This window comes from Candidatus Rokuibacteriota bacterium (genome assembly GCA_030647435.1).
Classification (GTDB): domain Bacteria; phylum Methylomirabilota; class Methylomirabilia; order Rokubacteriales; family CSP1-6; genus AR37.
In genome coordinates this window covers 1-23743 of sequence record JAUSJX010000069.1, presented here as the reverse complement: position 1 = coordinate 23743, position 23743 = coordinate 1, and the positions used below count along the sequence as shown (strand labels likewise).

General features: G+C 69.0%; 23 protein-coding genes and 1 pseudogene. 6 read left to right on the top strand and 18 right to left on the bottom strand.

What is annotated here, in order from left to right:
• Nucleotides 1-362: 362 nt before the first annotated feature.
• The 5 genes from Q7W02_12760 to thrC are packed head-to-tail and all read right to left on the bottom strand — an operon-like array spanning nt 363 to nt 4651.
• Complete coding sequence (locus Q7W02_12760; protein ID MDO8477038.1) at nt 363-1664, bottom strand: glycerate kinase; 1302 nt, start codon at nt 1662-1664, stop codon at nt 363-365.
• A complete protein-coding gene (locus tag Q7W02_12755; protein MDO8477037.1) occupies nt 1661-2824 on the bottom strand; it encodes an aminotransferase class I/II-fold pyridoxal phosphate-dependent enzyme in 1164 nt (387 codons plus the stop codon). The genes Q7W02_12760 and Q7W02_12755 overlap by 4 nt, the downstream gene beginning before the upstream one ends.
• Nucleotides 2821-3063, bottom strand: a complete 243-nt coding sequence (locus Q7W02_12750) for an NIL domain-containing protein (GenBank protein MDO8477036.1) — start codon at nt 3061-3063, stop codon at nt 2821-2823. Before Q7W02_12750 ends, Q7W02_12755 begins: the two co-directional genes overlap by 4 nt.
• Nucleotides 3064-3093: 30 nt before the next feature.
• Complete coding sequence (locus Q7W02_12745; GenBank protein MDO8477035.1) at nt 3094-3372, bottom strand: MoaD/ThiS family protein; 279 nt, start codon at nt 3370-3372, stop codon at nt 3094-3096.
• 22 nt (nt 3373-3394) lie between these two features.
• Nucleotides 3395-4651: a threonine synthase gene (thrC, locus tag Q7W02_12740; GenBank protein ID MDO8477034.1), complete on the bottom strand. Its 1257-nt coding sequence runs from the start codon at nt 4649-4651 to the stop codon at nt 3395-3397.
• Nucleotides 4652-4820: 169 nt separating this feature from the next.
• Between thrC and Q7W02_12735 the strand changes: the two genes are divergently transcribed.
• Nucleotides 4821-6779: a hypothetical protein gene (locus tag Q7W02_12735; protein ID MDO8477033.1), complete on the top strand. Its 1959-nt coding sequence runs from the start codon at nt 4821-4823 to the stop codon at nt 6777-6779.
• Between the two features lie 13 nt (nt 6780-6792).
• Nucleotides 6793-7527 (top strand): DUF1003 domain-containing protein, encoded by a 735-nt coding sequence (locus Q7W02_12730; protein ID MDO8477032.1) that lies wholly within the window; start codon nt 6793-6795, stop codon nt 7525-7527.
• A gap of 6 nt (nt 7528-7533) precedes the next feature.
• On the opposite strand, the gene Q7W02_12725 is transcribed toward Q7W02_12730, so the two are convergent.
• Genes Q7W02_12725 through Q7W02_12695 form a run of 7 tightly spaced genes read right to left on the bottom strand, consistent with a single transcriptional unit; the run spans nt 7534 to nt 14610 of the window.
• On the bottom strand, nt 7534-8883 hold the full coding sequence (locus Q7W02_12725; GenBank protein MDO8477031.1) for an alkaline phosphatase D family protein: 1350 nt from the start codon (nt 8881-8883) through the stop codon (nt 7534-7536).
• A 58-nt stretch (nt 8884-8941) separates the two neighbouring features.
• Nucleotides 8942-9859: an SDR family oxidoreductase gene (locus Q7W02_12720; protein ID MDO8477030.1), complete on the bottom strand. Its 918-nt coding sequence runs from the start codon at nt 9857-9859 to the stop codon at nt 8942-8944.
• 58 nt (nt 9860-9917) lie between these two features.
• On the bottom strand, nt 9918-11117 hold the full coding sequence (locus Q7W02_12715; GenBank protein ID MDO8477029.1) for a CoA transferase: 1200 nt from the start codon (nt 11115-11117) through the stop codon (nt 9918-9920).
• 47 nt (nt 11118-11164) lie between these two features.
• On the bottom strand, nt 11165-11968 hold the full coding sequence (locus Q7W02_12710; GenBank protein MDO8477028.1) for a YihY/virulence factor BrkB family protein: 804 nt from the start codon (nt 11966-11968) through the stop codon (nt 11165-11167).
• Nucleotides 11969-11976: 8 nt separating this feature from the next.
• A complete protein-coding gene (locus Q7W02_12705; GenBank protein ID MDO8477027.1) occupies nt 11977-12771 on the bottom strand; it encodes an SDR family oxidoreductase in 795 nt (264 codons plus the stop codon).
• A 13-nt stretch (nt 12772-12784) separates the two neighbouring features.
• Nucleotides 12785-13693, bottom strand: a complete 909-nt coding sequence (locus Q7W02_12700) for a S1C family serine protease (protein MDO8477026.1) — start codon at nt 13691-13693, stop codon at nt 12785-12787.
• A gap of 59 nt (nt 13694-13752) precedes the next feature.
• Nucleotides 13753-14610: a dienelactone hydrolase family protein gene (locus tag Q7W02_12695; GenBank protein MDO8477025.1), complete on the bottom strand. Its 858-nt coding sequence runs from the start codon at nt 14608-14610 to the stop codon at nt 13753-13755.
• A 144-nt stretch (nt 14611-14754) separates the two neighbouring features.
• Between Q7W02_12695 and Q7W02_12690 the strand changes: the two are divergent.
• The 3 genes and pseudogenes from Q7W02_12690 to Q7W02_12680 all read left to right on the top strand — a co-directional run bounded on the left by Q7W02_12690 (nt 14755) and on the right by Q7W02_12680 (nt 18416).
• A pseudogene (locus Q7W02_12690) lies at nt 14755-15306 on the top strand (DsbA family protein).
• A 252-nt stretch (nt 15307-15558) separates the two neighbouring features.
• Nucleotides 15559-16044: a tetratricopeptide repeat protein gene (locus Q7W02_12685; protein MDO8477024.1), complete on the top strand. Its 486-nt coding sequence runs from the start codon at nt 15559-15561 to the stop codon at nt 16042-16044.
• Nucleotides 16041-18416: a DNA polymerase domain-containing protein gene (locus tag Q7W02_12680; GenBank protein MDO8477023.1), complete on the top strand. Its 2376-nt coding sequence runs from the start codon at nt 16041-16043 to the stop codon at nt 18414-18416. The genes Q7W02_12685 and Q7W02_12680 overlap by 4 nt, the downstream gene beginning before the upstream one ends.
• Here Q7W02_12680 and Q7W02_12675 read toward each other — a convergent pair.
• From Q7W02_12675 to Q7W02_12650, 6 genes are all read right to left on the bottom strand, one after another.
• Nucleotides 18402-19268 carry a radical SAM protein gene (locus Q7W02_12675; GenBank protein MDO8477022.1) on the bottom strand — a complete coding sequence of 289 codons (867 nt, stop codon included), beginning with the start codon at nt 19266-19268 and terminating at the stop codon, nt 18402-18404. The genes Q7W02_12680 and Q7W02_12675 overlap by 15 nt on opposite strands.
• Before the next feature lie 187 nt (nt 19269-19455).
• Nucleotides 19456-19797, bottom strand: a complete 342-nt coding sequence (locus Q7W02_12670; protein MDO8477021.1) for an RNA-binding protein — start codon at nt 19795-19797, stop codon at nt 19456-19458.
• Between the two features lie 257 nt (nt 19798-20054).
• The gene (locus Q7W02_12665; protein MDO8477020.1) at nt 20055-20849 is read right to left on the bottom strand and encodes a short-chain dehydrogenase/reductase; all 795 of its coding nucleotides are present in this window, start codon (nt 20847-20849) and stop codon (nt 20055-20057) included.
• A gap of 27 nt (nt 20850-20876) precedes the next feature.
• On the bottom strand, nt 20877-21422 hold the full coding sequence (locus Q7W02_12660; GenBank protein MDO8477019.1) for a hypothetical protein: 546 nt from the start codon (nt 21420-21422) through the stop codon (nt 20877-20879).
• A 96-nt stretch (nt 21423-21518) separates the two neighbouring features.
• On the bottom strand, nt 21519-22178 hold the full coding sequence (locus Q7W02_12655) for a DUF309 domain-containing protein (protein ID MDO8477018.1): 660 nt from the start codon (nt 22176-22178) through the stop codon (nt 21519-21521).
• A 24-nt stretch (nt 22179-22202) separates the two neighbouring features.
• On the bottom strand, nt 22203-22775 hold the full coding sequence (locus tag Q7W02_12650; GenBank protein ID MDO8477017.1) for an RDD family protein: 573 nt from the start codon (nt 22773-22775) through the stop codon (nt 22203-22205).
• A gap of 66 nt (nt 22776-22841) precedes the next feature.
• Here Q7W02_12650 and Q7W02_12645 point away from each other — a divergent pair.
• The coding region (locus tag Q7W02_12645; GenBank protein MDO8477016.1) for a molybdopterin molybdotransferase MoeA at nt 22842-23743 on the top strand (902 nt) is incomplete at its 3' end.

The window sequence follows — 23743 nt, the reverse complement described above, 5'->3', positions numbered from 1 at the left end:
GTTGAAACTGAGAGGGGCTTCCCCCCGAGGACTCGTGATGCTTCCTCCAGGTGCTTTGGCTCATTTTTCTGCGCCGTTTGCCCAGCAGCTCGTCATGTCCCTGCTGTTTTTGCTATCGCTCAGGAGATCAAAACCGAGACGTTCAAATTTGCAAGAATTCCGACAAGGGGGGATGTCCTGGGAGCTGGGAGGTAAAAGGGAGTACTCGGAATCGGCTCGCCACCGAGCGACACCACCGGCAAATGAGTGATCTCCACCCTCGGTCCCTTGGTATCCACAGCGTAGCGCCACACGCGCCCCGCAGCAATAACGGTCCCGGCCGTCCTGCTCCTGACACGCCCGCCTCCGTGTCCAGTTCACCCTCATTTCCCTGAGCCGCTCCCCAGTAGAAGCAGGTAGAGGTCGAGGAGATTGGTGTTGGTCGGCCCGGTGACCACGAGGTCGCCGAGACGGGCGAAGACCGGGTTCGAGTCGTTGTCCGCGAGCCGGGCCGCCGGGTCAACGCCTTGCGCGCGGGCGCGCGCCGCGCTCTCACCGTCGGCGATGGCGCCGGCCGCATCGGTCGGCCCGTCGGTGCCGTCGGTGCCGGCGGCCAGGAGGACCGAGTCCTTCATGCCTTCGATCGCGAGCGCCGCAGCCAACGCGAACTCCTGACAGCGACCGCCGCTGCCCCGCCCCTGCACCGACACCGTTGTCTCGCCTCCCGCGATCACGCAGGCGGGCGGCGCGACGGGCCCGGTGCCCGCTCGGATCGCCTGCGCCAGCTCGACGAAGCCCCTCGCGGCCTCCCGCGCCTCGCCCTCGAAGGCCCGCGTGAGCACATAAGGCGTAAGGCCGAGCGCCCGCGCCCGCGCCGCCGCGGCGTCCACGACCAGGGCGTTGTTGCCGATCACCGTGTTCCTGACGCGCGCGAAGAGCGGGTCGCCCCGCTTGGGCGTCTCGGGGATCTCCCCGCGCGCTCCCCGCTCCAGTCTCAGGATCACGGCGGCGGGCGCGCGGTCGCGAAGGCCGAAGCCGTCCAGGATGGCAAGTGCTTCGGCGAACGTGGAGTCATCAGGCGTCGTCGGACCCGAAGCAATGACGTCGAGGGGGTCGCCGACCACGTCGGAGAGGAGCAGCGCCTCAACGCGGGCCGGCGCCGCCGCGCGGGCCAGCTGGCCGCCCTTGAGCAGCGAGCAGTGCTTCCGGACGGCGTTGAGCTGGTTGATGGTGGCGCCCGCTGCCAGGAGGAGGCGTGTCACCGCCTGCTTGTCGGCGAGCGTGATCGGAGGCGCCGGCGCCGGCGTCAGCGCGGAACCGCCGCCCGAAACGAGGGCCAGCACAAGGTCGTCACCCACGGCGGATTCCACGAGGGCGCGGATCTCACGCGCCGCCTGAGCCCCCCGCTCGTCGGGCACCGGATGCCCTGCCTCGACCAGCCGGACGCGGCGGGTCGGCGCCGTGTAGCCGTCCTTCACCGCGACGAGACCGTCCGTGATCCGGTCACCCCAAGCCTCCTCGACAGCCGCGGCCATAGCGCCCGAGGCCTTCCCGGCTCCGACGACGAGAACTCGTCCGCGGTCGGGAGGCGCGATGTCGGCAAGGGCCCGCGAGACGAGGGGGCGCACGTCTCCGGCGGCGAGGGCGGCGTCGAAGATGGAGCGGGCGGACTCCCTGAGGGTCAACGGCGAAGCTTTTGGAGCCGCCGGCCCGCCTCGATGAGCATGTCGTCGGTCTTGGGGAAGCAGAAGCGGATCTTGGTGCGCCCGAGGTCCTTGGTCGAGTAGAAAGACGAGCCCGGCACGGTCGCGACGCCGATCTCCTTGACGAGGAACATGGCGAACTCGTGGTCGTCGGCGCACCCGTACTCGGGCAGCCAGTGGGCGACGTCGGTCAGGATGTAGTAAGCGCCCTTGGGGTTGTACGCCTTGAAGCCCGCTTCCTCCACCTTGCCGAAGAGCAGATCGCGTCGCGCCTGGTAGCTCTCGCGCAGGTACACGTAGTAGGAATCGGGGAGGTTGAGCGCCGTGACGGCGGCTTCCTGCAGCGGGTGGGGCGCTCCCACGGTGATGAAGTCGTGCGCACGGCGGATGCCCACGGACAGCTCCGCGTTGGCGACGGCGTAGCCGATACGCCAGCCGGTGACGGAGTACGACTTCGAGATCCCCGAGATTGTAATGGTCCGGTCGGCCATGCCCGGCAGCGTCGCGATGGGGATGTGCGTCTCCCCGTCGTAGAGGATGTGTTCGTAGATCTCGTCGGTGATGGCGAGGAGGTCGTGCTCGAGGCACACGTCGGCGATGAGCTGGAGCTCGGCCCGGGAAAAGACCTTGCCCGAGGGGTTGTTGGGGCTGTTGAAGATGATCGCGCGCGTGCGCGGTGACACGGCCTTCCGCAGCCTGTCGGCATCGAACGAGAAGTCGGGCGGCTCGAGCGGCACGTAGACGGGCTCGGCCTGCGACATGATGCAGCCCGGCCCGTAGTTCTCATAGAAGGGCTCGAAGATGATCACCTCGTCACCCGGGTTGAGCACTGCCATCAGCGTGGCCAGCATTGCCTCGGTGGATCCGCAGCACACGGTCACGTTGCGGTCCGGGTGGACCTCCATGCCGTAGAACCTGCGGTACTTGTCCGCGATGGCCTGCCTCAGCCTGGGCGTGCCCCAGGTAATCGCGTACTGGTGGAAGTCGCCGTCGATGGCCCGGTGGGCGGCTTCGATGATCTCCTTGGGCGGCGGGAAGTTCGGCATCCCCTGGGCGAGATTGATCCCGTTGTGCTGGTTGTTGATGCGGGTCATCTCGCGGATGACGGACTCGGTGAAGCCCTGGACGCGCTTTGAGATCACGGCAGGACGACGTCCCGCTCGATGGGGTCGACCGTGATGCCCTGCTTGCGGAGCCAAGCGACACCGAGCTCGAGCTTATCTTGTGGTCCCTCGAGCTCCAACACCATCCAGCCGTGGTCGGCGCGCACGTCCGCCCGGCGGATGTTCGGCACGAGGGCGAAGTCCTTGACCAGGTGGTAGACGATCGGCTGCTGGATCAGCTCGGTGGGATAGGTCAGCCTCACGCGCATCCGCGGCATCGGGTCAGCTCCGGAGGCCCAGGCCCCTGCTCAAGATCCTCCCGCGATGGCGGGGACTATGGATACCTGGTCGCCGGTCTTGAGCGCCGTCTTGGCGCCCTGCAGGAAGCGGATATCCTCCTCGTTGACGTAGAAGTTGATGAAGCGGCGCACCTCGCCGCCCGCGTCCACCAGGCGTTCCTTGAGCCCCGGGTACTGCTTCTCGAGGTCCTCGATGAGCCCGGTCACGGTGTCGGCGGCGGCCTGCACCTCGGCCTGCCCCTTGGTCAGCGAGCGGAGCGGCGTGGGAATGCGTACGATCACGGCCATCGGCAGTCTCCTTGCTTCCGGCTCAGGCGCCGGTCTTGGATTTCAGATCGGCCAGCGCCTGGTCGAAGACCGCCAGGGAGGGCCGGATGGTCACGTCCACCGAGAGCCTGTCGTAGAGCACGTCGGGCGTCTTGAGCCCGTTGCCCGTGATGCAGATGACGATCGGCTCGTCGCGCGGGATACGTCCCGCCTCGATGAGCTTCTTCGCCGCCGCGACGGTCACCCCGCCCGCGGTCTCCGTGAAGATGCCCTCGGTCCGCGCGAGAAGCTGCATCCCTTCGATGATCTCCTCGTCGGTCGCGTGCTCGCCGTGGCCGCCGGAGTCCTTCACCACGCGGTACGCGTAGTAGCCGTCGGCGGGATTACCGATGGCCAGCGACTTGGCGATGGTATTGGGCCGCACCGGCACGAGCACGTCCGAGTCTTTCTTGATCATGGTCACGATGGGCCCGCAGCCGAGCGCCTGCGCGGCGTACATGCTGGTCTTGCCCTCCGCGATCAGCCCCAGCATGCGCAGCTCCTTGAAGGCCTTGGCGATCTTGGTGATGAGGGAGCCGCCTGCGCAGGGCACGACCACGTGGGCCGGGGCGCGCCAGCCGAGCTGCTCGGCGATCTCGTAGCCGTAGGTCTTGGAGCCTTCCGCGTAGTAGGGCCGGATGTTGATGTTCACGAAAGCCCAGCGGTACTTGTCGCCGATCTCGGCGCAGAGCCGGTTGACCTCGTCGTACGTGCCCTCGACCGCCACGAGCGTCGGCCCGTAGACGAGCGTGGTGATGACCTTGCCGCGCTCGAGGTCCGCCGGGATGAAGATGTAGGACTTGAGCCTGGCCTCGGCGCAATGCGCGGCGACCGAGTTGGCGAGGTTGCCGGTGGAGGCGCACGCGACGGTGTCAAAGCCGAACTCCTTGGCCTTGCCGATGGCGACGGCGACCACGCGGTCCTTGAAGGACCACGTTGGGTGACAGACCGAGTCGTTCTTGACCCAGAGCTCCTTGACGCCGAGCTCCTCGGCCAGGTTCCTCGCGCGGACCAGCGGCGTGAAGCCGACCGATTGGCCCACGTGCGCTTCACCTTCGGGCAGGTCGAGCGGCAGCAGGTCGGCGTACCGCCAGATGCTGGGCGGGCCCGACTCGATCCGCTTGCGGCTGACCAGCTTGCGGATCACGTCGTAGTCGTAGTCGACCTCGAGCGGACCGAAGCAGAACTCGCAGACGTGGACCGGCGTCGAGGGGTAGTAGCGGCCGCACTCGCGGCACTTGAGACCCTTCAATCTTTCCATGGCCTCTCCATCGGTAGGGGATTTGAGCCCCGGAATGAACCGCACGATCCGGGTCGCCCGCTCCCGGATCACCGACCGAGCCAGCAATTTCTCCTACTAAACACGCGATCCGCGAGAATGTCAACGGAACTTCGGGGAAAAGTGGCCCCATACCGTATGATCGGCAGTCGTGAGTCGCGCGCTACCGCCCGCTCTCCTGCTCCTGGCATACGGCATTGCCTTCGGCCGGGCGGCACTCGGCGGCGGCCTCCTCGCCTTTGACGATCACCCGGGGCAGCTCTACCGTCTCTACCACGCGGTCACCGTCGGCTGGGCGCCGTGGCGCCTGAACCCCGGGTGGTGGGCGGGCTATGCCGAGCTCCAATACTACCCGCCCGGCGCCGCCTGGCTGGGCGCGGCGATTCACCAGGCCTCGATGGGCTCCGTCGGCGTTCCCGCGGCGTATCAGGCGGTGCTCTGGATCGCGTGGGTCCTGCCAGGTATGGCCACCTTCGCCCTGTTGACGCGGCTCCTCGGCAGCGGGTGGCTCGCCCTGCCCGGCGCCTTCGTAGCACTGACGCTCTCCGCCGAATCGCGGAGCGGTGTCGAGGAGGGCCTGCGCTGGGGGCTCGTCGCCGCGCGCCTCGGCTGGGGGCTGCTGCCTCTGGTCGCGCTCTCACTCGTGAACTGGGTCGAGGGCGGCCGGCGCGCTCCGCTTTTGGCCGCGCCACTCGTGGCCGCGGTCATCCTCCTGCACCCCGCCCACGCGCCGGCCGCGTTCCTCCTGATCGCTCTGGGCGCGTGCTTCGGCGCCGCCGATTCGGCGCGGCGACTCGGGCAGGCCGCCCTCGTCGCCGCGCTCGCGCTCGGCCTCTGTGGGATCTGGCTCCTCCCGCTGCTCGCCCACCTCGGCATGGCGCTGCCGCTGGCATGGGGCGACGCCTCCGCCCTCGGGATCCTTCGGCAGCTCGCGACCCGTCCCCTGATAGTCGTCCTCGCCCTGACCCAGCTGGGATGCTGGCTTTCGATACGGTCTGTACGCCCAATGCCACCAGCGGCGCGCTGGCTTCACGCTTTCACGCCGGCGATGGGGCTGGTGGTGGCGCTTGACGCCCTCCTCGCGGCGCCTCTCGGCGTCCTGTGGCTCCCGGCCGACAGGCTCGCCGACGGCCTCCTCCTCGCGCTTGTCCTCGGCGCCGCCCCGGCCACGCGGCTGCTTGCCGAGCGTCTCCCCCGGCTAGGTCCTGCGGGCGCGGGGGCCGCCTGCCTCTTCGCCTTCCTCGTGCTCTCGGGCGGCTCGCCCGAGCCCTCACTCACCTTGTGGCCGTCGCGCGGGCAGTGGCCGACGTACGAGGAGGTTGTTCGCGGCACGCGGATCGATGCCCTGTGGCAGGCGCTCGAGGCCGCGCCGCCCGGGCGCGTCCTCTTCCTCCGCTCGGCCGTCGCGCTCGACTATCGTCCGGAGTGGTGGCGGCCGCACAGCCACATCACGGGACTCACGCCGCTCTTCTCAGGACGTCCGATCCTGAACGGCACCTTCACGCATCCGTCGCCCATCGCGGCCCTTCTCTACACGGGTGGGGCGGCCTCCGGGCCCGTCACCACTCTCGTCGAGCAGCGCGACGGCGCGACGCTCTTCGGGCGCCGGCTCGATGCCCTGAGCCCGGCCGAGTTTTCGGGGTGGGCGGAGCATCTCGGTGTCTCCGCCGTCGTGGCAACCGACGAGGACCAGGGGCGGTTACCCTTTCTCGACTCCAACCCCGACTGGGCACCGCCCCGGCCGATCGGGCCCTTCCGCCTCTATCTCGCCCGCACCGCCCGCCCCCTTCCCGAGCCCGCGGGCCCGCAGGCCTGGAGACTCGCGCACACGCAGGCCGGCGGCGGCTGGATCCTTGCCGGGTTCGCCTACTCGCCGCTCTGGCGCGCCGAGGCGGGCGGCAGGCCAGTGCCGACACGACGGGACGCCACCGGCATGCTCGAGGTCGAGGCGCCCGGCGGATCTGGAGAGATCACGCTCTATCACCGCGCCGGCGCGGCGGAGAAGATCGGCGGTACACTCACCATCGCCTCGGCCCTCCTGCTCGCGGTCGGGCTCGTCAGGGGGCGCGGCAGCCGTATTCCTCGTGGACCGCTCCACGCGATAGACTAGCCGCGGAGGCGCCATGGCATCCGAGCCCCGTCCAACGGTCCGCTGCCCGATCTGTCGCGAGCTCCACTATCCTCAGGACATCCTGCGGGGCGACACCGTTCGGCCCCTCGTTGTCGAGCTGATCCGCAAGACCCGGCCCGAGTGGGGTCCGGAGCAGCCCATTTGCTTTTCCTGCATGAGCCGCTCGCGGACCGAGTACGTCGCGCGCGTCCTCGAGGAGCAGCGTGGAGATCTCTCCCAGATCGACGCCGAGACCCTTCGGAGCTTGCGGGAGCAGGAGGCGCTCGCGATCGACGTCAACGAGCGGTTCGACAGCCAGCTGACCTACGGAGAGCGGCTGGCCGACAGGGTCGCCGAGTTCGGCGGCAGCTGGGGCTTCATCATCGGCTTCGGCGTCATCCTCGTCGCGTGGATCACGATCAACACGGTGGCGCTCCTCAGGCACCCCTTCGACCCCTACCCCTACATCCTCCTCAACCTCGTCCTCTCGTGCCTGGCCGCCATCCAGGCGCCCGTCATTATGATGAGCCAGAACCGGCAGGAGGCGAAGGACCGCCTCCACGCGGAGCACGACTACCAGGTCAATCTCAAGGCAGAGCTCGAGATCCGCCAGCTCCACTGGAAGCTCGACCAGCTCCTGACCCACCAGTGGCAAAAGCTGCTCCAGATCCAGCAAATCCAGACCGACCTGATGGAGGAGCTGGTCCACAAGCCACCCCGCGGTCCCGCCCCCGCAGCCGAGAGCTGAGGTCCGCTAAGGCGAAGCGCCGACGGTGTGGGTGTGGCGCACGTGGCCATCGGCGTCGATGATGCGCACCGTCAGCGACGCGGCATCCACGGCGATGTCCCCGAAGTTCAGGACGCCGCCCAGCGCCCAGAGCGAGCGCGGGTTGAGGGCGTCGTCGAGCGGGCGAGGCCGCCCCATGGATGCCGACAGCGGTCCCGCGATGAACTCGTGGAAAGACCACTCCGTCGTCGGGTGGTGGCGGATCAGCTCGGCGTGGTGGACGTCGGCGGCCAGGAAGACCAAGTTTTTGACCCCGCCGATGCGCAGGTCGCGCAGGATCGCGTCGCGCTCCGTGGCGAAACCGGTGCCGGCTTCCTCGGGAAAGCCCAAGATGTTGGCGTTGCTCCAGGAGTCGCGAGCCTTGCGCCCCGTCGACACGGACAGCGACACGCTCGTCACCACGACCTTCCAGAGCGCGGACGAACCCGACACGCCCTCGACGAGCCATCGGCGCTGCGCGCGGCCCAGCATCGTCTTGCCCGGCCCGTCCGGATCGCGGTTGGCGCTCCTGTACTGGCGCGTGTCGAGGATGAACACCTCGAGAAGCCTGCCCCAGCGGAAGCGCCGGTAGAGCCGGCCGGGCTCCTCGCGTGGTGGCACGATCGGGAAGTAGTCGATGAAGGCCTGCCGGCCGGTGGGCATGCGCGCCTCGACGCTGCCGGAGAAGTCGTTGACCACCTCGTGGTCGTCCCAGATCGCGAAGACAGACGTCCGCCGGAAGTACGCCTGCACCGCCGCGTCTGCGCGGTTGTACCGGTGCTTGGCGTGGTACTGCGCCAGGGTCTTCGCGACGAAACCGCTGCCCGGCACGAACTCGGGCCCGTCGCAGACGTGGTCGCCGTAGATGGTGTCGCCAACGAAGAGAAAGAAATCCACCGGAACGCGCGCCATCGCGCGGAAGATCGGATAGCCGTCGGTCACCCGCCGGCAGTAGCCTGGCGAGCCCAGGTCCCCGCTCCAGGCGAACCTGACCGGCGTCTCCGAATCCGGCGCGGGCGCCGTCACGAACTCGCCCTCCGCGTTCGCCCCGCCCTGGGTCGCCTCGTAGCGATACCGTATGCCGGGCAGGAGACCCGAGAGCGAGGCCTTGCCGGTGCGGTCGGCTGCCAAGGAAAGCGCCACCTGCGCCTGCCGCTCTTCGCCGCCGCCGGCAGGCGCATAGGTGATCGAGACCGGCGAGGCACTCGTGCCCCGGATCCAGACCACCGCGCCGCGATCGCTGACCTCACCCACCGTGAGCAACAGCCCGGGCGCATCGGCGCCGGCCGCGGCCGCCCACACGCCGAGGGCGGCGGCGGCCAGCACACGGAGTCTCATCGCACGCTCTCGGGACACGCCACGAGGACGCCGAGGACAGCGCTCACGACAGGGCCCGTCAGACGAGCGGGTCGTAGTTGAAGTACTGTCCGGAGGTCTCCAGCGGAACCAGATGGTGCTTGAGCGTGCCAGGGAACATCTCGGCCAGACGCTCCGGTGTCCAGCCCTGGTCGTGGTGCATGTTCCGGATCGGCCGCATGTGGTTGAAGAGCATGATCTCCTTGCCGCGCACGCCGAAGACCTGCCCCGAGATCTCCTTGGCGGCGTCGCTCGCGAGGAAGACCGCCACCGGGGCGATGTGCTCCGGCCCCATCTTCTTGATCTTCTCGACGCGCGCCTTCTGCGCCTCAGTCTCCGTCGGGATGGTCCCGATCATCCGCGTCCACGCGAAGGGCGAGATGCAATTGGCCGTGACGTTGTAGCGGGCCATGTCGAGCGCCGTCACCTTGGTCAGCCCCACGATGCCGAGCTTGGCGGCTGCGTAGTTGGCCTGCCCGACGTTGCCCACGAGCCCCGAGGTGGAGGTCATGTTGACCAAGCGCCCCCACTTCTTCTCCCTCATGTGCGGGACGGCGGCCCGCGTCACGGCAAACGTGCCCTTGAGGTGCGTGTTGATGACGCCGTCCCACTCCTCCTCCGTCATGTTGAAGATCATGCGGTCCCGGAGGATGCCGGCATTGTTGACGACGATGTCGATGCCCCCGAACCGGTCGAGCGCGGTCTGGATGATGGCCTGGCCGCCCGCCATGGTCGACACCGACTCGTAGTTGGCCGCGGCCTGGCCGCCCTTGGCCGTGATCTCCTTGACCACCTCGTCGGCCGGACCGTGCTCGCCGCCTTTGCCGTCGGCGCTCCCGCCGTAGTCGTTCACGACCACCTTGGCGCCGTACTGGGCCATGAGGATCGCGATCTCACGCCCGATCCCGCGGGCCGCGCCCGTCACCACCGCGACCTTGTCCTTGAGCATCGGAGTCATCGCCATCGGAGCCCTCTCCTCGTTGGAAACGTGTCAGATGATGCCTTGGGGGAACGTGTCAGATGATGCCCTGGGCGGCCAGCGCGTCCAGCTCGGCCGGCGCCAGGCCCGCTTCTCCCAGGATCTCGCGTGAGTGCTCGCCCAGGGCCGGCGCCCCGGTCCGTATCGTGCCCGGGGTCTTCTCGAGCTTGACCGCCGGGGCCATGGTCGTGAAGCGCCCGGCCCGCGGGTGCTCCTGCTCGACGATCATCCCCGTCGCCCGCACCGCCGGGTGCCGCACCAGCTGCGCGTAGTCGTTGATCGGCGCGCAGAGCACGTCGATAGGCTCGAGCGCCGCCATCCACTCCTCGATCGTGCGCTCGGCGATGGCGATCTCGAGCAGCGCCGTCAGCTCCTTGCGGTTCGCGAGCCGGTCCGCGCGGGTCGCGAAGCGCGGGTCGTCGGCGAGCGCGGGCCGGCCGGCCACATCGCAGAATGGCCGCCACGTGACGTCCTTCCAGACCGCCAGGAAGATCCACCCGTCGCGCGCGCGGAAGGCCTGGTACGGCACGAGGTTCGGATGTCCGCTGCCGTAGCGGCCGATCGGCACGCCCGTTTCGTGGAAGACCGACAGCCTTGCTAAGTGCGAGAGCAGGACCCCGTCGAGCAGCGAGACGTCCACCCGCTGTCCCTCGCCCGTTCGCCCCCGGGCGATCAACGCCGTGAGGATGCCCTGCACCGCCAGCAGGCCTCCGATCGTGTCCACCACCGGAGCCCCGACCAGCGCCGGGCCGCCGTCCGTCTCGCCCGTCACCGCCATGAGCCCGCCGACCGCCTGCGCCAGCGCGTCGAGACCCGGCTTGTTCCGCCACGGCCCCTCGGGCCCGAAGGCAGACACGGAGCAATAGATGAGGCGCGGGTTCATCGGCCGGAGCGTGGTGTAGTCGATGCCGAGCTTCTCCGCCACCCCGTTGCGGTAGCCCTCGAGGACGACGTCCGCCGTCTTGACGACCCGGTAGAAGGCCTCGCGCCCCAGGGGCTTCCCCAGGTCGAGACAGAGGGCGCGCTTGTTGCGGTTCACCGTGAGATGCAGGATGCCTTCACCAGCCCGCGCGATCCCGTACACCGTCCTGGAGGCATCAGGCGACTCGCGCGACTCGACCTTGATGACGTCGGCGCCCATGTCTGCTAAGTACATGCCGCAGGTCGGGCCGGCGATCAGATGGGCCAGCTCGAGGACGCGCACACCCTCGAGCGCTTGGACGGGCGGGTCAGTCATGGCCGCCACAACCTACCACAGCCCCACGGCCCCGGCACGCAACGCTGCTACCCGCGGTCCTTCCGCGATCTAAGCGCCTCAGTGAATTCGGCGCCCAGGATGAACACGATGCCGGAGTAGTACGCGAACATGCCGAGCGCCACCAGCGCGCCCAGCGGGCCGTAGATGGCGTCGTACACCCCGACCCGCAGGATGTACCAGCGGAACCCCTGCTTCGCCGCCTCCCACAGCATCGCGGCCAACAGCGCCCCCGCCAGCGCCGGGCCCGTTGGGACCCTCTGATGCGGGAAGTACCGGTACATGACGAAGAACAGCATCGTGCTGAATCCCACGGCTAACGCCATGAAGAGCGAGCGGATCCACTCGGCCGGCATTTGGGCCGGCGTGAGCAGCAGGAACCGGACCCATCCGAAGAGGTCGAAAACCATGATGCTGCCGAGGAAGAAGACGCCCATCAAGAAGAGGAGGGCGAGGTCCTTGCCGATCTCGCGCAGCAGTCCCGGCCCCCGGCTGAACCCGAAGATGTCGTTGAGCACGAGCCTCAGCGAGGCGAACAGCTGGCTGGCAAAGAGCAGCAGCACCCCCGTGCCGAGGAGGCCCGAGAGCCTGCGCCGCCGGATGACCTCGGCGAGGGATGCGTGGAGCTCCTCCTTGTAAACCGGGATCAGCTCCGACAGCTGCTTGAGCACCACCTCCGACGCCGCTTTCCGGCTCAGGACGAAGCCGGCCAGCGAGACGATGAAGAAGAGGATTGGCACGAGACACGTCAGGAAGCTGAACGCCAGTCCCGAGGCGTGGAAGAATCCCCGGTGCGCCCGGAAGTTCCTGATGGCGGTGCGGAGCGTCCTCATGACATCGTCTACACCACGCTCTTGATCAGGCCGCCGTCCACCTGCACCACGCAGCCGGTCATGTACGAGGCCCGCTCCGAGGCGAGGAAGATGACCATGTTGGCGAACTCCTCGGGTGTGCCGATGCGCCCCATGGGAATGTCCGCCGTGGACCGCGTGGCGATCCACTCCTCCAGGCTCTTCCCAGCCCGGGCGGCCAAATCCTTCTGGTGCCCGATGAAGCGGTCGGTCCGGATCCGTCCCGGCAGGACCATGTTGACCGTGATGCCCTCCCGTCCGAGCTCGTTGGCGAGCGTCTTGAACATCCCGGCGATGCCTGGGCGGATTCCGTTCGAGAGGATCAATCCTTCGACGGGCTGCTTGACCGAGCTGGACTGGATGGCGAGGATGCGCCCCCACTTCTTCCTCTTCATGTCGGGCAGCACCGCCCGAATGAAGCGCACGGTCGAGAGGTGGACCTGCTCGAAGGCCGCCTTCCACTGCTCGTCGGTCATCTGCTCGAAGGGTCCGGGCGGGGGCCCGCCGACGTTGGCCACGAGCACGTCCACGCCGCCCCACTTCTCCCGCGTCTTGGCCACGACGCGCTCGATGTCCTCCGGCTTGTTGGCGTCGGCCGGCACCGCCAGCACCTCCGCGCCGGTCTGCTTGCTGACCTCGTCGGCAGCCGCGCGCAGGTCGGCCTCTCCCCGCGCGCACATGGCCACGCGCGCGCCTTCTGCGCCGAAGCCCATGGCCGACGCCTTGCCCATGCCCTTGCTCGCCGCCACCACCAACGCCACCTTGCCCTTGAGACCCAGGTCCACGGTTACCCTCCGGTCAGGAGATCTGCTTGTAGAAGTCCGCGCGGTCGCCGCCAGTCACGTCGAGCCGCTTGAGCTCGTTGTCGCGCATCACCTCGAGCGCGATCCGCTCTCCCGGCCCTCGCCGCCAGAGGGACAGGTACAGGTCCTTCCGCGTCGGCACCTGGTGGGCGTCGAGCGAGAGGATCACGTCGCCCTCGCGGATGCCCGAGCGCGCGCCGGGCCCGTTGGGCACCAGCCCCGCCACCACCACGCCCTCGTCGAGCGGATGGGCGAAGACGCCCAGCCACGCCCGCAGCGGTCGGCTGACCGCGCGCCCGTGGCGCAGGTACTCCTCGCGATTCGCCAGGTAGCACTCGCCGGGGATGGCCAGCGACACGCGCATGATCTCGCCCAGGTTGAGCGAGACGACGCCGATCATCCGCCCCGTAATCGTGAACAGCGGGCCGCCGCCGAAGCCGGGATTCGCCGCGCTCGACACCAGGCTCCGATCGAGGAGATATTCCCAGTACGCCTCGAACTCGCCGAGGTAGGTCAAGAGCCCGCCCGACACGCGCCGTTCCCTGGGACCCGTGGCGCCGAGCGCGAAGACGGGCTCACCGCGGTCCAGGTCAGCCGAGGACGCGACAGGCACCGCCGGCAGGTTCGTCCGCTTGACCTTCAACAGGGCAAGCCCGAGCTCGAAGTCCTGGGCCACGATCTCCGCCCGCTGGGAGCGTCCCTTGCCGAAGCTCACCTGGATGGTCTCGCCGCCCATGACCACATAGTTGACGGTGAGGATCAGCCCCGAGGGATCCACGATGATGCCGGTACCCATGCGCTCGTCGCCGAGTATCCGCGCGGAGGGATGGGCCGCAGGCACCTCGGCGTGGATGTGCACCACCGAGGCCAGGAGCCGCTTGACGAGCTCGACCGACGCGTCCATGAATATCAGTCGCCCACGCTAGCACGCCGCGCCGTGAGAGGGCAACGGCAGACGCGGCGTCAGCGCGGCGGCGCGCCCTTGAGGACCCGCGCCAGGAAGGCCTCGACTTGCCGCTGGGCGTCGACCGCCGCTTCGGGATCGTACGCGACGGTCACGCCGTAGCTGCCCCGCGTGAACGGCTGTTCGATGTCCTTGAGCACTTCCTTCTGCTGGCCGACCACGTCGAAGTAGTGGTAGGCGCCCTTGTACTCGACGAGCGTCACGTCGGCGCCGCGCGCCCTCACGTTCGCCGCCATCTCGCGGCAGTACTGGGGCGGCGTCCAGTCGTCGGAGCCGCCGATCAGAAGGAGCAGGGGTCGCACGACCAGCTCCTTGGCATAGTCGCGGCATCCGCCCGGGTACATGGCGATCGCCGCGGCGAACCCCACCGGCGGCAGCGCGACCCCGCGCGCGCGGGCGCGCTCGAGGGTCGGCCCGTTGATGACCGACATGGCGTACTGGCCCCCCTGCGACCAGCCGAACGACGCGACCCGATCCGAAATGACGAACGGCCGCGACTGCAGAGTCCGCAGGGCGCCGATCGCATCGTCGAAGCGCGCGGTGTTGGGCATGGCGCCGGGGCTCGGGTCGTCCTTGCAGTCCGCCGGCTCCTTGCGCGGCCCAAAGCTGTCCACGACGAAGGCGACGTATCCCCGGTCGGCGAGCCAGCGCGCCCAGGTGTAGACCTGCGAGGAGACGCCGTGGCAGCCGTGAAGAAGGACGAGCGCGGGAAAAGGCCCGGGCCCGCCCGGCTTGACGAGACGCCCCTCGACGCGCGCCGGCGCCTTCGGCGTCGCGTTCTCGAAGGAAATGGGGCCGGCGCAGCCGCCCCCGAGAGCGGCGCACAAGACGATTCCAACGAAAACTCGCAGCGTCATGTGCCCAAGTATATCGCAACCGTCACGCGGTCCGCCCCGTGAGCGCCCCTTGCGGTACAATCACACCCGGTACAATAACTCCGGGAGGCGAGCATGCCCGTGCACATCGTGGAATACGCCGATTACCTCTGACCGTGGTGCTACCCGGCGGCCGTGCGCCTCCGGAGACTCAAGGATGAGATGGGCGACGACCTCGTCATCCAGTGGAAGGCCTTCCCGCTTCGCCCTGAGCCCGACCCGTCGGTCGCCTTCAAGGGCACCCACCGTGAAGAGGGGTGGCGCCGTTGCGGCGCCATGGCGGCGAGCGACGGCATTACGTACACGCCGTGGCCGCGCGATGACTACCCGAACTGGTCCCTGCCGGCGCTGGAGGCGGCCAAGTGCGTGGAGCTCCAGGGTGCTCAGGCGTTCGACCGCCTCCACCTGCTCCTCTACGAGGCCTTCTTCTCCCGGAGCATCAATATCGCCAAGCCGGACGAGCTGATGGGCGTCGTCAAGGAAGCCGGCGCGGACATGACGCGCTTTCTCCACGACTGGGAGGGCGGCGCGGCGCGCGACGCCGTGACGCGTGACTACGAGGAAGCGGTGACCCGCGACCAGGTGCGCGCCATCCCCACCATCATCGTGGAGGGCGGCAGGCGCCTGACCGGCCTCGTGGACCTTCCCACGTACCGCAAGGCGATCGAAGACGCCTAGCGGGATGCTGAAGAACCCGCAGGCCGCTCAAAAAGGCCCAGATGCGAGGCGGCGCCCCGCTGTTCGAGTTGAGCGACGGCCTATGCCGTCGCGAGACGAGGGCTGAGTTGATTCCGCACGCGAGGCGTACAAACCATCATCTCAGCCCTCGCCTCGTGGCTCCGCCCCTCAGCTCGAACGACCACGAGCGTGCGGCCGAGGGCGCCAACGAAGCAGATGGGCCTTTTTCAGCGGCCTGCTAGCGGGCGCGACATGGCCGAGCGCGAGTGGGCGGGTGAGGCGCGCGAGCACTTCGAGCGCGGCTACGAGGAGCAGATGGCCGGCCGGATCGACGCGGCGATCGAGTGCTACCGCCGTTCGATCGCGATACAGGCGACCGCCGAAGCCCACACCTTCCTCGGCTGGGCGCTTTCCCACCAAGGCCGGCACGAGGACGCCATCGCGGAGTGCCGGACCGCCATCGCCGTGGACCCGACGTTCGGCAACCCGTACAACGACATCGGCGCGTACTTGATCGAGCTCGGCCGTGAAGACGAAGCGGTGCCGTGGCTCGAGCGCGCCAAGGTCGCGCCTCGCTACGAGCCCCGCCACTTCCCCTACTTCAACCTCGCGCGCATCTATGTGCGGCGGCACAAGGTCCGCGAGGCCATTCGCGAGCTCGAGGGCGCCATCGCCATCGAACCGCGTTACACGGCGGCGCGCAGGGAGCTCCATCGCCTCATCGGGCTCCTGAATTGACGCGCCTGCCCCTGCCCTTCTACGACAACCGTCTGCTCTTTGGCCGCGCGGGGACTCCCGGGCAGGTCGCCTTCGAGGCCGGCGAGGAGGCCGTGCGGATCTGGTCGCGCGACGGCGTCCCGCGCGTCACCGAGGAGCCCTTCCGGCCCTTCCTGCTCCTCGCGGACCCGGACCGGCTCAGGGGCTTCAAAGGCGATGCGACCATCGTGCCCCTCGACGGCGATGCGGCGTACCGCTGGCTGGCCGAGTTCCCGTCCTGGAGCCACTGCCTCAGGGCCCGCGATTACGCCCAGCGCGTCTCCGGTCGCACCGCGGGAGTCCCGGACGCGCCCTATCAATTCCTCTCGGACCCCGTGCACCAGTTCCTGCTCCGCACGGGCCGGACGTCCTTCCTCGGAATGGCCTTCGAGGACGTGCGCCGCATGGCCGTGGACATCGAAGTCACGACAGCGCCCGGCTTCGAGTTCCCCAACGCCGCCCGGGAGTCCGACCGCATCATCGCCATCGCGATCGCCGATTCGGCGGGCTTCACCACGGTGCTCTCCGGCGCCGAGATGAGCGAGGCCGAGCTGCTGGCGGAGTGCGGCCGCCTGATCCAGGAGCGCGACCCCGACGTGCTCGAGGGCCACAACATCTTCCGCTTCGACCTCGAGTACATCGAGGCGCGCGCCCGGCGGCACAAGGTGCCGCTCGCCTGGGGGCGCGACGGCTCGACGCTGACCGGCCGGCCTTCTCGCATGCAAGTGGCCGACCGGACCATCGCCTACCGTCGCTACGCGGTCGCCGGCCGTCACATCGTGGACACGTGGATCCTCGTCCAGCTCTACGACGTCGCCGCCCGCGACCTCGAGTCCTACGGCCTCAAGGACGTCGCGCGCCACTTCGGCATCGCGGCGCCGGAGCGCACCTACCTGCCGCCCGAAGACATCCCCCGCATCTTCCGGGAAGAACCCGAACGGCTGATGGCCTATGCGCGAGACGACGTGGTCGAGACGCTGGCGCTCTCGGGGCTGCTCTCGCCGCCGTACTTCGTCCAGGCCCAGGCGCTGCCGCTGTCCTACGAATCAGTGGTGCTCCGCGGCAACGCGACCAAGATCGACGGGCTCCTGATGCGCGAGTACCTGCACCAGCGTCGCGCCGTGCCCGCGCCGTCGGCGGGCAAGGCCGTGGCCGGAGGCTACACGACGGTGCTCCTCACGGGCGTGGCCCGGCCGGTACTCCACGCCGACGTCACTTCGCTCTACCCGTCGCTCATGCTGACGCGGAAGATCGCACCCGCCAGCGACACTCTGGGCGTCTTCCCGAAGCTGCTCGGCGATCTCCGCGAGTTCCGGCTGGCGGCCAAACGGCTCGCGAGTGAGGCGCCGGTCGAGGCCGACCGGACGCTCCTCGGCGCCCTCCAGCAGACCTTCAAGATCCTGATCAACTCCTTCTACGGCTACCTCGCCTTCTCGCAGGGGCACTGGAATGACTACGACGCCGCCAACCGCGTCACCGGGGAAGGGCGCGCGCTGGTCATGTCGCTCGTGGAGCGTCTGGGCGAACTGGGCGCGTCGGTCATAGAGGTGGACACCGACGGCCTCTACTTCGTCCCTCCCGAAGGGCGCCCTTCGAGCCGAGACGCTGCCGACGAGCCGGAGGAGAGGCGGTTCGAGCTGAAGGGCGAAGCCCTGAGGCGAGAGCTGAGTGGATCAGCGGCGAGGCGAGGGCTGAATGAAGACGAGGAGACCCTCATGGCCGAGCTCGAGCGCGTGCTGCCGCCCGGCATCCAGCTCGAGCTCGGCGGCCGCTACGAGGCGATGCTCTCCTACAAGATGAAGAACTACGTCCTGCTCGACCATCGCGGCAAGCTCCTGGTCAAGGGGTCGGGGCTTCGCTCACGCGGCATCGAGCTGTTCCAGCGCCTGTGGCTGGAGGAGATGTTCCGGCTGCTGCTGACGGGACGGCGCGAGGAGATCCCCGCTCTCGTCAAGCGCTGGCAGGAGGACTTCGAGGCCCACCGCGTGCCGGTCAAGCAGTTCATGAAGACGGAGACGCTCCAGGAGTCACCCGCCGGCTACCAGGACAAGCTCCGCGACAGAAAGCGCAACGTCTCGGCCGCCTACGAGCTGGCGCTTCGCTCGGAGCGGCCATACCAGGCGGGTGACCAGGTCTCTTACTACGTCGCCGGCGAGGGTAAGCGCGTGAAGGTCAACGAGGCGGCCAAGCTCGCCGCCGAATGGAATCCCGCCGCTCCGGACGAGAACACCGCCTACTACCTCGCCAAGCTCCACGACCTCTACGAGAAATTCCGCCCGCTCATCGAGCAGGATGGCCTCGCCCCCGCGAGCGACGGCGAGCCCGAGGTCCCGGCCCAGCTACCACTCGAGTAGCAGCTGACGCGGCCGGGCGGGTCGCTCGGCGGCGATCCGGTCCGCCCGGCTTCGTCCCGGGAAGCCCGCCTCGAGGGCCACGCGCGCCGCCATCCCCTCCACGCGCTCACGGTAGCTGGCCTCCGCCGTGGCCCCGCCTGCGTAGAGAGCACGGTAGCGCGGCAGGAGCCGGGGAAACTCGCGGGCGATGAAGTCGAGGAAGAACCCGTGGGTCTCGCCGCGGAGGAAGAGGACGTTCCAAATGGCCTCTCGCGCTCCGGCAGCGCGCGCCGCGGCGAAGAGCGCCCGCAGCGCGACCTCGCGGTCAGTCAGGAACGGCAGCACCGGCATGGCGAAGAGCCGGGCCGGGACGCCTGCCGCCGTCAGCTCCGCCATGGCCCCGAGACGGAGGTCGGGGCGTGGGGCGCGGGGCTCGATGCGGCGGAGGAGGGCGGCGTCGAGCGAGGTGAGCGAGATATTGACCACGAGCTCTCCCGCCGCCGCGATCCGGCGGAGCAGATCCATGTCGCGCGTGATCGCCGGAGACTTCGTGGTGATGCCAACTCGCAGGCCGGGCACGCGTAGGACGCTCTCGAGCACCCGCCGCGTAACCCGGAAGCGCGATTCGGCCGGCTGGTAGGGGTCCGTTGCCGCTCCTATGGCTACCTCCTCGCCGCTCTCCCGCGCGCGCTTCAAGCGCGAGCGGAGCTTCGCCTCGTCGGCCTGCTTCACGTATATCCGCCTCTCGAACTCGGCAGGGTCGGCGTGACCCAGATAGCCGTGCGTCGGTCTCGCATAGCAGTATCGACAGCCGAACTCGCAGCCGCGGAACGGATTGACGGTCCACCCAAAGGGCAGCCGTGGGTCGCTCAAACGGTTTACGAGCTCCGAGCTCTCAAGCGGCCGAAATTCCACGGTCCGCCGCTCGTCGATAACAGGGCCGATCCGCTTGATGAACCCCGGTGCGGGTACTCCTGGCCTGTTCATAACCTCACCATATGATGAGTATCACATCGCCTGGAAAAGGCCCCGGGACTCTCGCCCCGGGGCCTGGTCTTCTTTACCGGCGCCAGTTACCCCCGCCGCCTCCCGGCCCACTGCCACGCGGCCCACCGCCGCCGCCGCGCGGGCCACCTCCACCCGCCCCGCGCTGGGGCTGGGGCCGCGCCTCGTCCACGACGAGGTTGCGATCGCGGAAGAGCCGGCCATTGAGCATCTCGACCGCCTTGGCGGCTTCCTCCTTGGTCGCCATCTCGACGAATCCGAAGCCTCGCGGACGCCCGGTGAACTGATCGGTGACGATGCGCACCGATTCGACCGTGCCGGCCTGCTGGAAGAGCTCGCGGAGGTCCTCTTCCGTGGCCTGGAAGGAGAGGTTCCCAATAAACAGCTTTGCGGGCATCGCTGGCCTCCTGCCGCGATCAGGACCGAAGGGGCACTCTCCCCGGCTCACCGGCGGCGCATGGGGATCACTCCCCGTAAAACGCGTCCGCAACCATGGACCGACGACCCAAGCCCATTTTGCGTGGGCATACCGTACTGACGCGCCTACCGGGTGTCAAGAACAAGTTCGCATAGTCGAACAGGGGGATGTTCTCAGTTTCACGAGGCCTTTTCCGGTTGGATCGCGCAAATCCGGCGGGATTGGCGGCCTTCGGCCTAGAGGTAGACCCCCCGGCTCATCCCGCCGTCGACCGTGATGGCGATGCCCGTGAGGAAGGACGCGCGGTCCGAGGCCAGGAAGCACACTAGGTCCGCGACCTCTTCGGGCAGCGCGATGCGCCCGAGCGGGAAGTTCTGGTTCTGCTCCTTCACGAAGGTCTCGAGGTCCTTGCCGGCGGCGGCGGCCTGCTGGCGCTGGAGGCTGTCCCACCGGTCCGTTTTAACGGGGCCCGGCGAAACCGCCGTCACGAGGATGTTGGACGGCGCGCCGAGATCGGCCAGGGCCTTGGTGAAGTTGATGAGCGCGGCGTTGGCGGCGCCGCCCACCATGTAGGTCGTCGCGGGGTTGCGCGCCGCCATGCCGACCACGTTGACGATACGTCCCCCGCCCTGGGTCCGCATCTGCGGAAGGACCGTCCGCGCCATGCGGATATAGCCCAGGAGCTTGAGACTCCAGCCCGTCATCCATTCCTCGTCGGGGATGGCGAGGAAATCGCCGCCCTTGATCGCGCCCGCGTTGTTGACGAGGACGTCGAGGCGTCCGAGACGCTGGATGGCCGCCGCGGCGGCGCTCTCGACGCCTTCGAGCCGGCTCAGATCGGCGGCGACGATCTCGACGGCCTGCCCGGTCTCGCGCCGGATGGCGCCGGCAGCCTCCTCGAGAGCGGGCGCGCTCCGCGAGCAGATCATGACGCGGGCGCCTTCTGCCGCCATCGCGCGCGCCGTCGCGCGGCCTATGCCCTTGCTGCCTCCGGTAACGAGAACGGTCTTGCCCTTGAGGCCGAGTTCCATGGCTATTCGATCGCCTCCGGTGTCTTGCTACTGATGAGTCGCATAGCGCTCGATCATCTCCTCCCAGGTGGCCGCGGCGAGCCCATCGGCCCACTGCTGACCCTCCGGGTCATTGCCGAAGTACTCGGCCATGTAGACTACCGCCTCCGCCCTCGACTGAAAGAGACGCCAGACGTGGGCGGCCTTGCCGCCGGGCCGTCTCAGGTAGAACACGGGGTCCACCGGCGACTTGGGCTCGTACTGCGTCCGCTCCCCGAAGCGGTCCATCGTGATCCACGCCACCGCGATGCCGCGTGCGGACAGCGCGCGTGCCTGCAGCGATTCCTCCGCGGGCAGCGACGCGACATCACAGAGCCGCGGGCCGTAATACACGGGCACGGACGCGGGATCGAGCTCGAGCTTCGCCTGCAGCGGCTCGCCCGTCGCGTCCAGGAGCGTCTTTGCGCCCTCTCCCATCCAGAACTCGCCCTTCGTGTGCAGATCGGGCCAGGCCTCGACCAGGCGCCCCGCTGCCACGAGCGGCCGCCGCCTCGCGATCTCCCCGCCGTCGGCGACCAGGTAGAGCCTCCCCATGGCTACCTCCGGGACCCTGGGCGACGCGTGCCGGCCCGCGCCTCAGCCGCCGCCCGCGCCTCAGCCACCGCCCGCGTCTCAGCCACCGCCCGCGTCTCAGCCACCGGAGGTCCTCACGGGAAAACGGGGCACGTCGTTCCAGTCGAAACCACGCGGCGCGTCTTCGCCGAGGGACAGCACGCGGTCGAAGGTGCGCTGGAGCGCCCGCCCGAACGGATCCAGCGGCACGCCCGCGAGCGTCCGCTCGAGGACGCGCCCGCAGCCATCGTGCAGCAGGGCGCGCGCGCCGCTGACATTGCCGTTGGCCAAGTGCTGGAAGCCCACGGCCACCTGTATCAGGCCCTGAAGCGCCTCGCGGTCACCGCCCTCGGCGCGCAGCCAGTAGGGCTCGAGGAGCTCGTGAACCTCGAAGTAGAGATGCGCGTGGAAGAGCAGCGCCGCGGCGACCAGCGCGACTTCCAGCGGCGGGTCCTCGGCGTCGAAGGGACGCAGGTGCAGCAGCCGCCGGGCCCGCTCGGCGCGCTCCGCGAACTCGCTCTCGTGGGCTTTGAAGCCACTCTTGAGCCGCCAGCCGCCGTCCCGTCGCTCGAACATCTCCCGCGGGAACGGTTCGGGCAGCACGCCCGGTCCCTCGAGCGCTCCCGGGTCGGCGCAGACCGCCGCGAGGGCCTCCAGCCCGCGCCGCGCGCCATCGTCGTGGAGCGCATCCAGGATCAACCCGGTCAAGCAATTCCTGAGCGGCAGCGGCAGCGGCATGGGCGTGATCCGGGGCGCCGGCACCTAGAGGTGTTCGACCCGCGTGCCGGCCAGCAGGTCGTGCAGCGCCCGCTTGTCGGAGCGGACGCCGGCCATGATGAAGCCGATCAGGAGGATGAGGAACGACAGGATGGTCGCGAAATAGCGTCCGACAGACTGGCCGAAGGACAGCGGCCCGCCATCCATGCTCACCACCCGGATCTGGAGCGCCATCTTGCCAAGCGTCTGGCCCCACATCCAGTGAAAGACGATGCTGTACCCCGCGCCGATGATCGAGCTGAAGAGGCGCGTCGCCCCCCTCATGAGAATTCCGGCGTCCATGCCGCCGCCCCACAGCATCCAGCCCGCGCCGAAGAGAATGCCCTGGGCCAGGAGAAGGACGACGCCGTCGATCATGACCGCGACGAAGCGGATCCAGAAGCCCGCGGGCCGGGTTGCGACCGAGACGGGCGCGAAACCCGGCGCAGGCGCTCGAAGCGGCGGCTGCGGAAACGACGTAGGCGGAGCGGCGGGGGGCGCGCCGAGGCCGGCGCCGCATCGCGCGCAGTAACGCGCTTCGTCGCTCTGCCACCCGCAGCGCCCACAAGTCACCGCCATAGCGGCGGTATCGTAGCACAACCGACGGCAGCCACCATCCCGCCTGCCGCACGCTATACTGTGTCCATGATCTCGGTGCGGGACGCCCAGACCCACATCCTGGATCGCATCAGAGCTCCGGCCCCACCGGAGTTTCTGCCCCTGGCTGCGGCGCTCGGCCGCGTCCTGGCGGCGGATGTCCGCGCCGAGATGGACGTGCCCCCAACCGACAACTCGGCCGTGGACGGCTATGCCATCGCGTCGGCCGATATCCCTGCGGCCGGCACGCGCGTGCTCGAGGTCGTGGCCGAAATCGCAGCGGGGTCCGTCTTCGCCGGTGTGCTCCATCCTGGCCAGGCGCTCCGCATCATGACGGGCGCGCCCATGCCCGCGGGCGCTGACACCGTCTACCCGCAGGAGGTCGTCGAGCGGAACGGCAGCCGCGTGAACGTCGGGCCTCTCAAGCCCGGTGCGAACACCCGCCGTCGCGGCGAGGACGTGCAGGCGGGCACCGTGGTGCTGCCGGCAGGCGGCGTGCTCCGCCCGCAGGAGATCGGCGTTGCCGCGTCCCTCGGCCTGGCCCAGCTCCTCGTGCGCCGGAAGCCGCGCGTGGCCATCCTCTCCACGGGAGACGAGGTCGCCGAGCCCGGAAGCGTCCGCAAGCCGGGGCAGATCTACGACTCCAACCGTTTCTCGCTTCGCGGCCTCGTCGAGGGCGCGGGCGCGATTGCGGTGGACGACGGCATCGTGCCCGACCAGTTCGACGAGCTCCACGCCCGCCTGCTCCGCGCGGCCGAACACGCCGACGTGGTCCTGACCTCGGGCGGTGTCTCCGTCGGCGACTACGATCTCGTCAAGGCCGTCCTCCAAGAGATCGGCGGGCAAGAGATCGGCGGGCAAGAGATCGGCGGGCAAGAGATCGGCGGGCAAGAGATCGGCGGGCAAGAGATCGGCGGGCAAGAGATCGGCGGGCAAGAGATCGGCGGGCA

Coding starts and splice junctions, on each gene's coding strand:
- Q7W02_12670 (MDO8477021.1), bottom strand. CDS start 19,797: ATGCCCGCAAAGCTGTTTATTGGGAACCTCTCCTTCCAGGCCACGGAA.
- Q7W02_12720 (MDO8477030.1), bottom strand. CDS start 9,859: ATGACTCCGATGCTCAAGGACAAGGTCGCGGTGGTGACGGGCGCGGCC.
- Q7W02_12655 (MDO8477018.1), bottom strand. CDS start 22,178: ATGCCGCTGCCGCTGCCGCTCAGGAATTGCTTGACCGGGTTGATCCTG.
- Q7W02_12715 (MDO8477029.1), bottom strand. CDS start 11,117: ATGACTGACCCGCCCGTCCAAGCGCTCGAGGGTGTGCGCGTCCTCGAG.
- Q7W02_12695 (MDO8477025.1), bottom strand. CDS start 14,610: ATGACGCTGCGAGTTTTCGTTGGAATCGTCTTGTGCGCCGCTCTCGGG.
- Q7W02_12750 (MDO8477036.1), bottom strand. CDS start 3,063: ATGCCGCGGATGCGCGTGAGGCTGACCTATCCCACCGAGCTGATCCAG.
- thrC (MDO8477034.1), bottom strand. CDS start 4,651: ATGGAAAGATTGAAGGGTCTCAAGTGCCGCGAGTGCGGCCGCTACTAC.
- Q7W02_12650 (MDO8477017.1), bottom strand. CDS start 22,775: ATGGCGGTGACTTGTGGGCGCTGCGGGTGGCAGAGCGACGAAGCGCGT.
- Q7W02_12685 (MDO8477024.1), top strand. CDS start 15,559: ATGGCCGAGCGCGAGTGGGCGGGTGAGGCGCGCGAGCACTTCGAGCGC.
- Q7W02_12725 (MDO8477031.1), bottom strand. CDS start 8,883: ATGAGACTCCGTGTGCTGGCCGCCGCCGCCCTCGGCGTGTGGGCGGCC.
- Q7W02_12665 (MDO8477020.1), bottom strand. CDS start 20,849: ATGGAACTCGGCCTCAAGGGCAAGACCGTTCTCGTTACCGGAGGCAGC.
- Q7W02_12730 (MDO8477032.1), top strand. CDS start 6,793: ATGGCATCCGAGCCCCGTCCAACGGTCCGCTGCCCGATCTGTCGCGAG.
- Q7W02_12660 (MDO8477019.1), bottom strand. CDS start 21,422: ATGGGGAGGCTCTACCTGGTCGCCGACGGCGGGGAGATCGCGAGGCGG.
- Q7W02_12700 (MDO8477026.1), bottom strand. CDS start 13,693: ATGGACGCGTCGGTCGAGCTCGTCAAGCGGCTCCTGGCCTCGGTGGTG.
- Q7W02_12710 (MDO8477028.1), bottom strand. CDS start 11,968: ATGAGGACGCTCCGCACCGCCATCAGGAACTTCCGGGCGCACCGGGGA.
- Q7W02_12745 (MDO8477035.1), bottom strand. CDS start 3,372: ATGGCCGTGATCGTACGCATTCCCACGCCGCTCCGCTCGCTGACCAAG.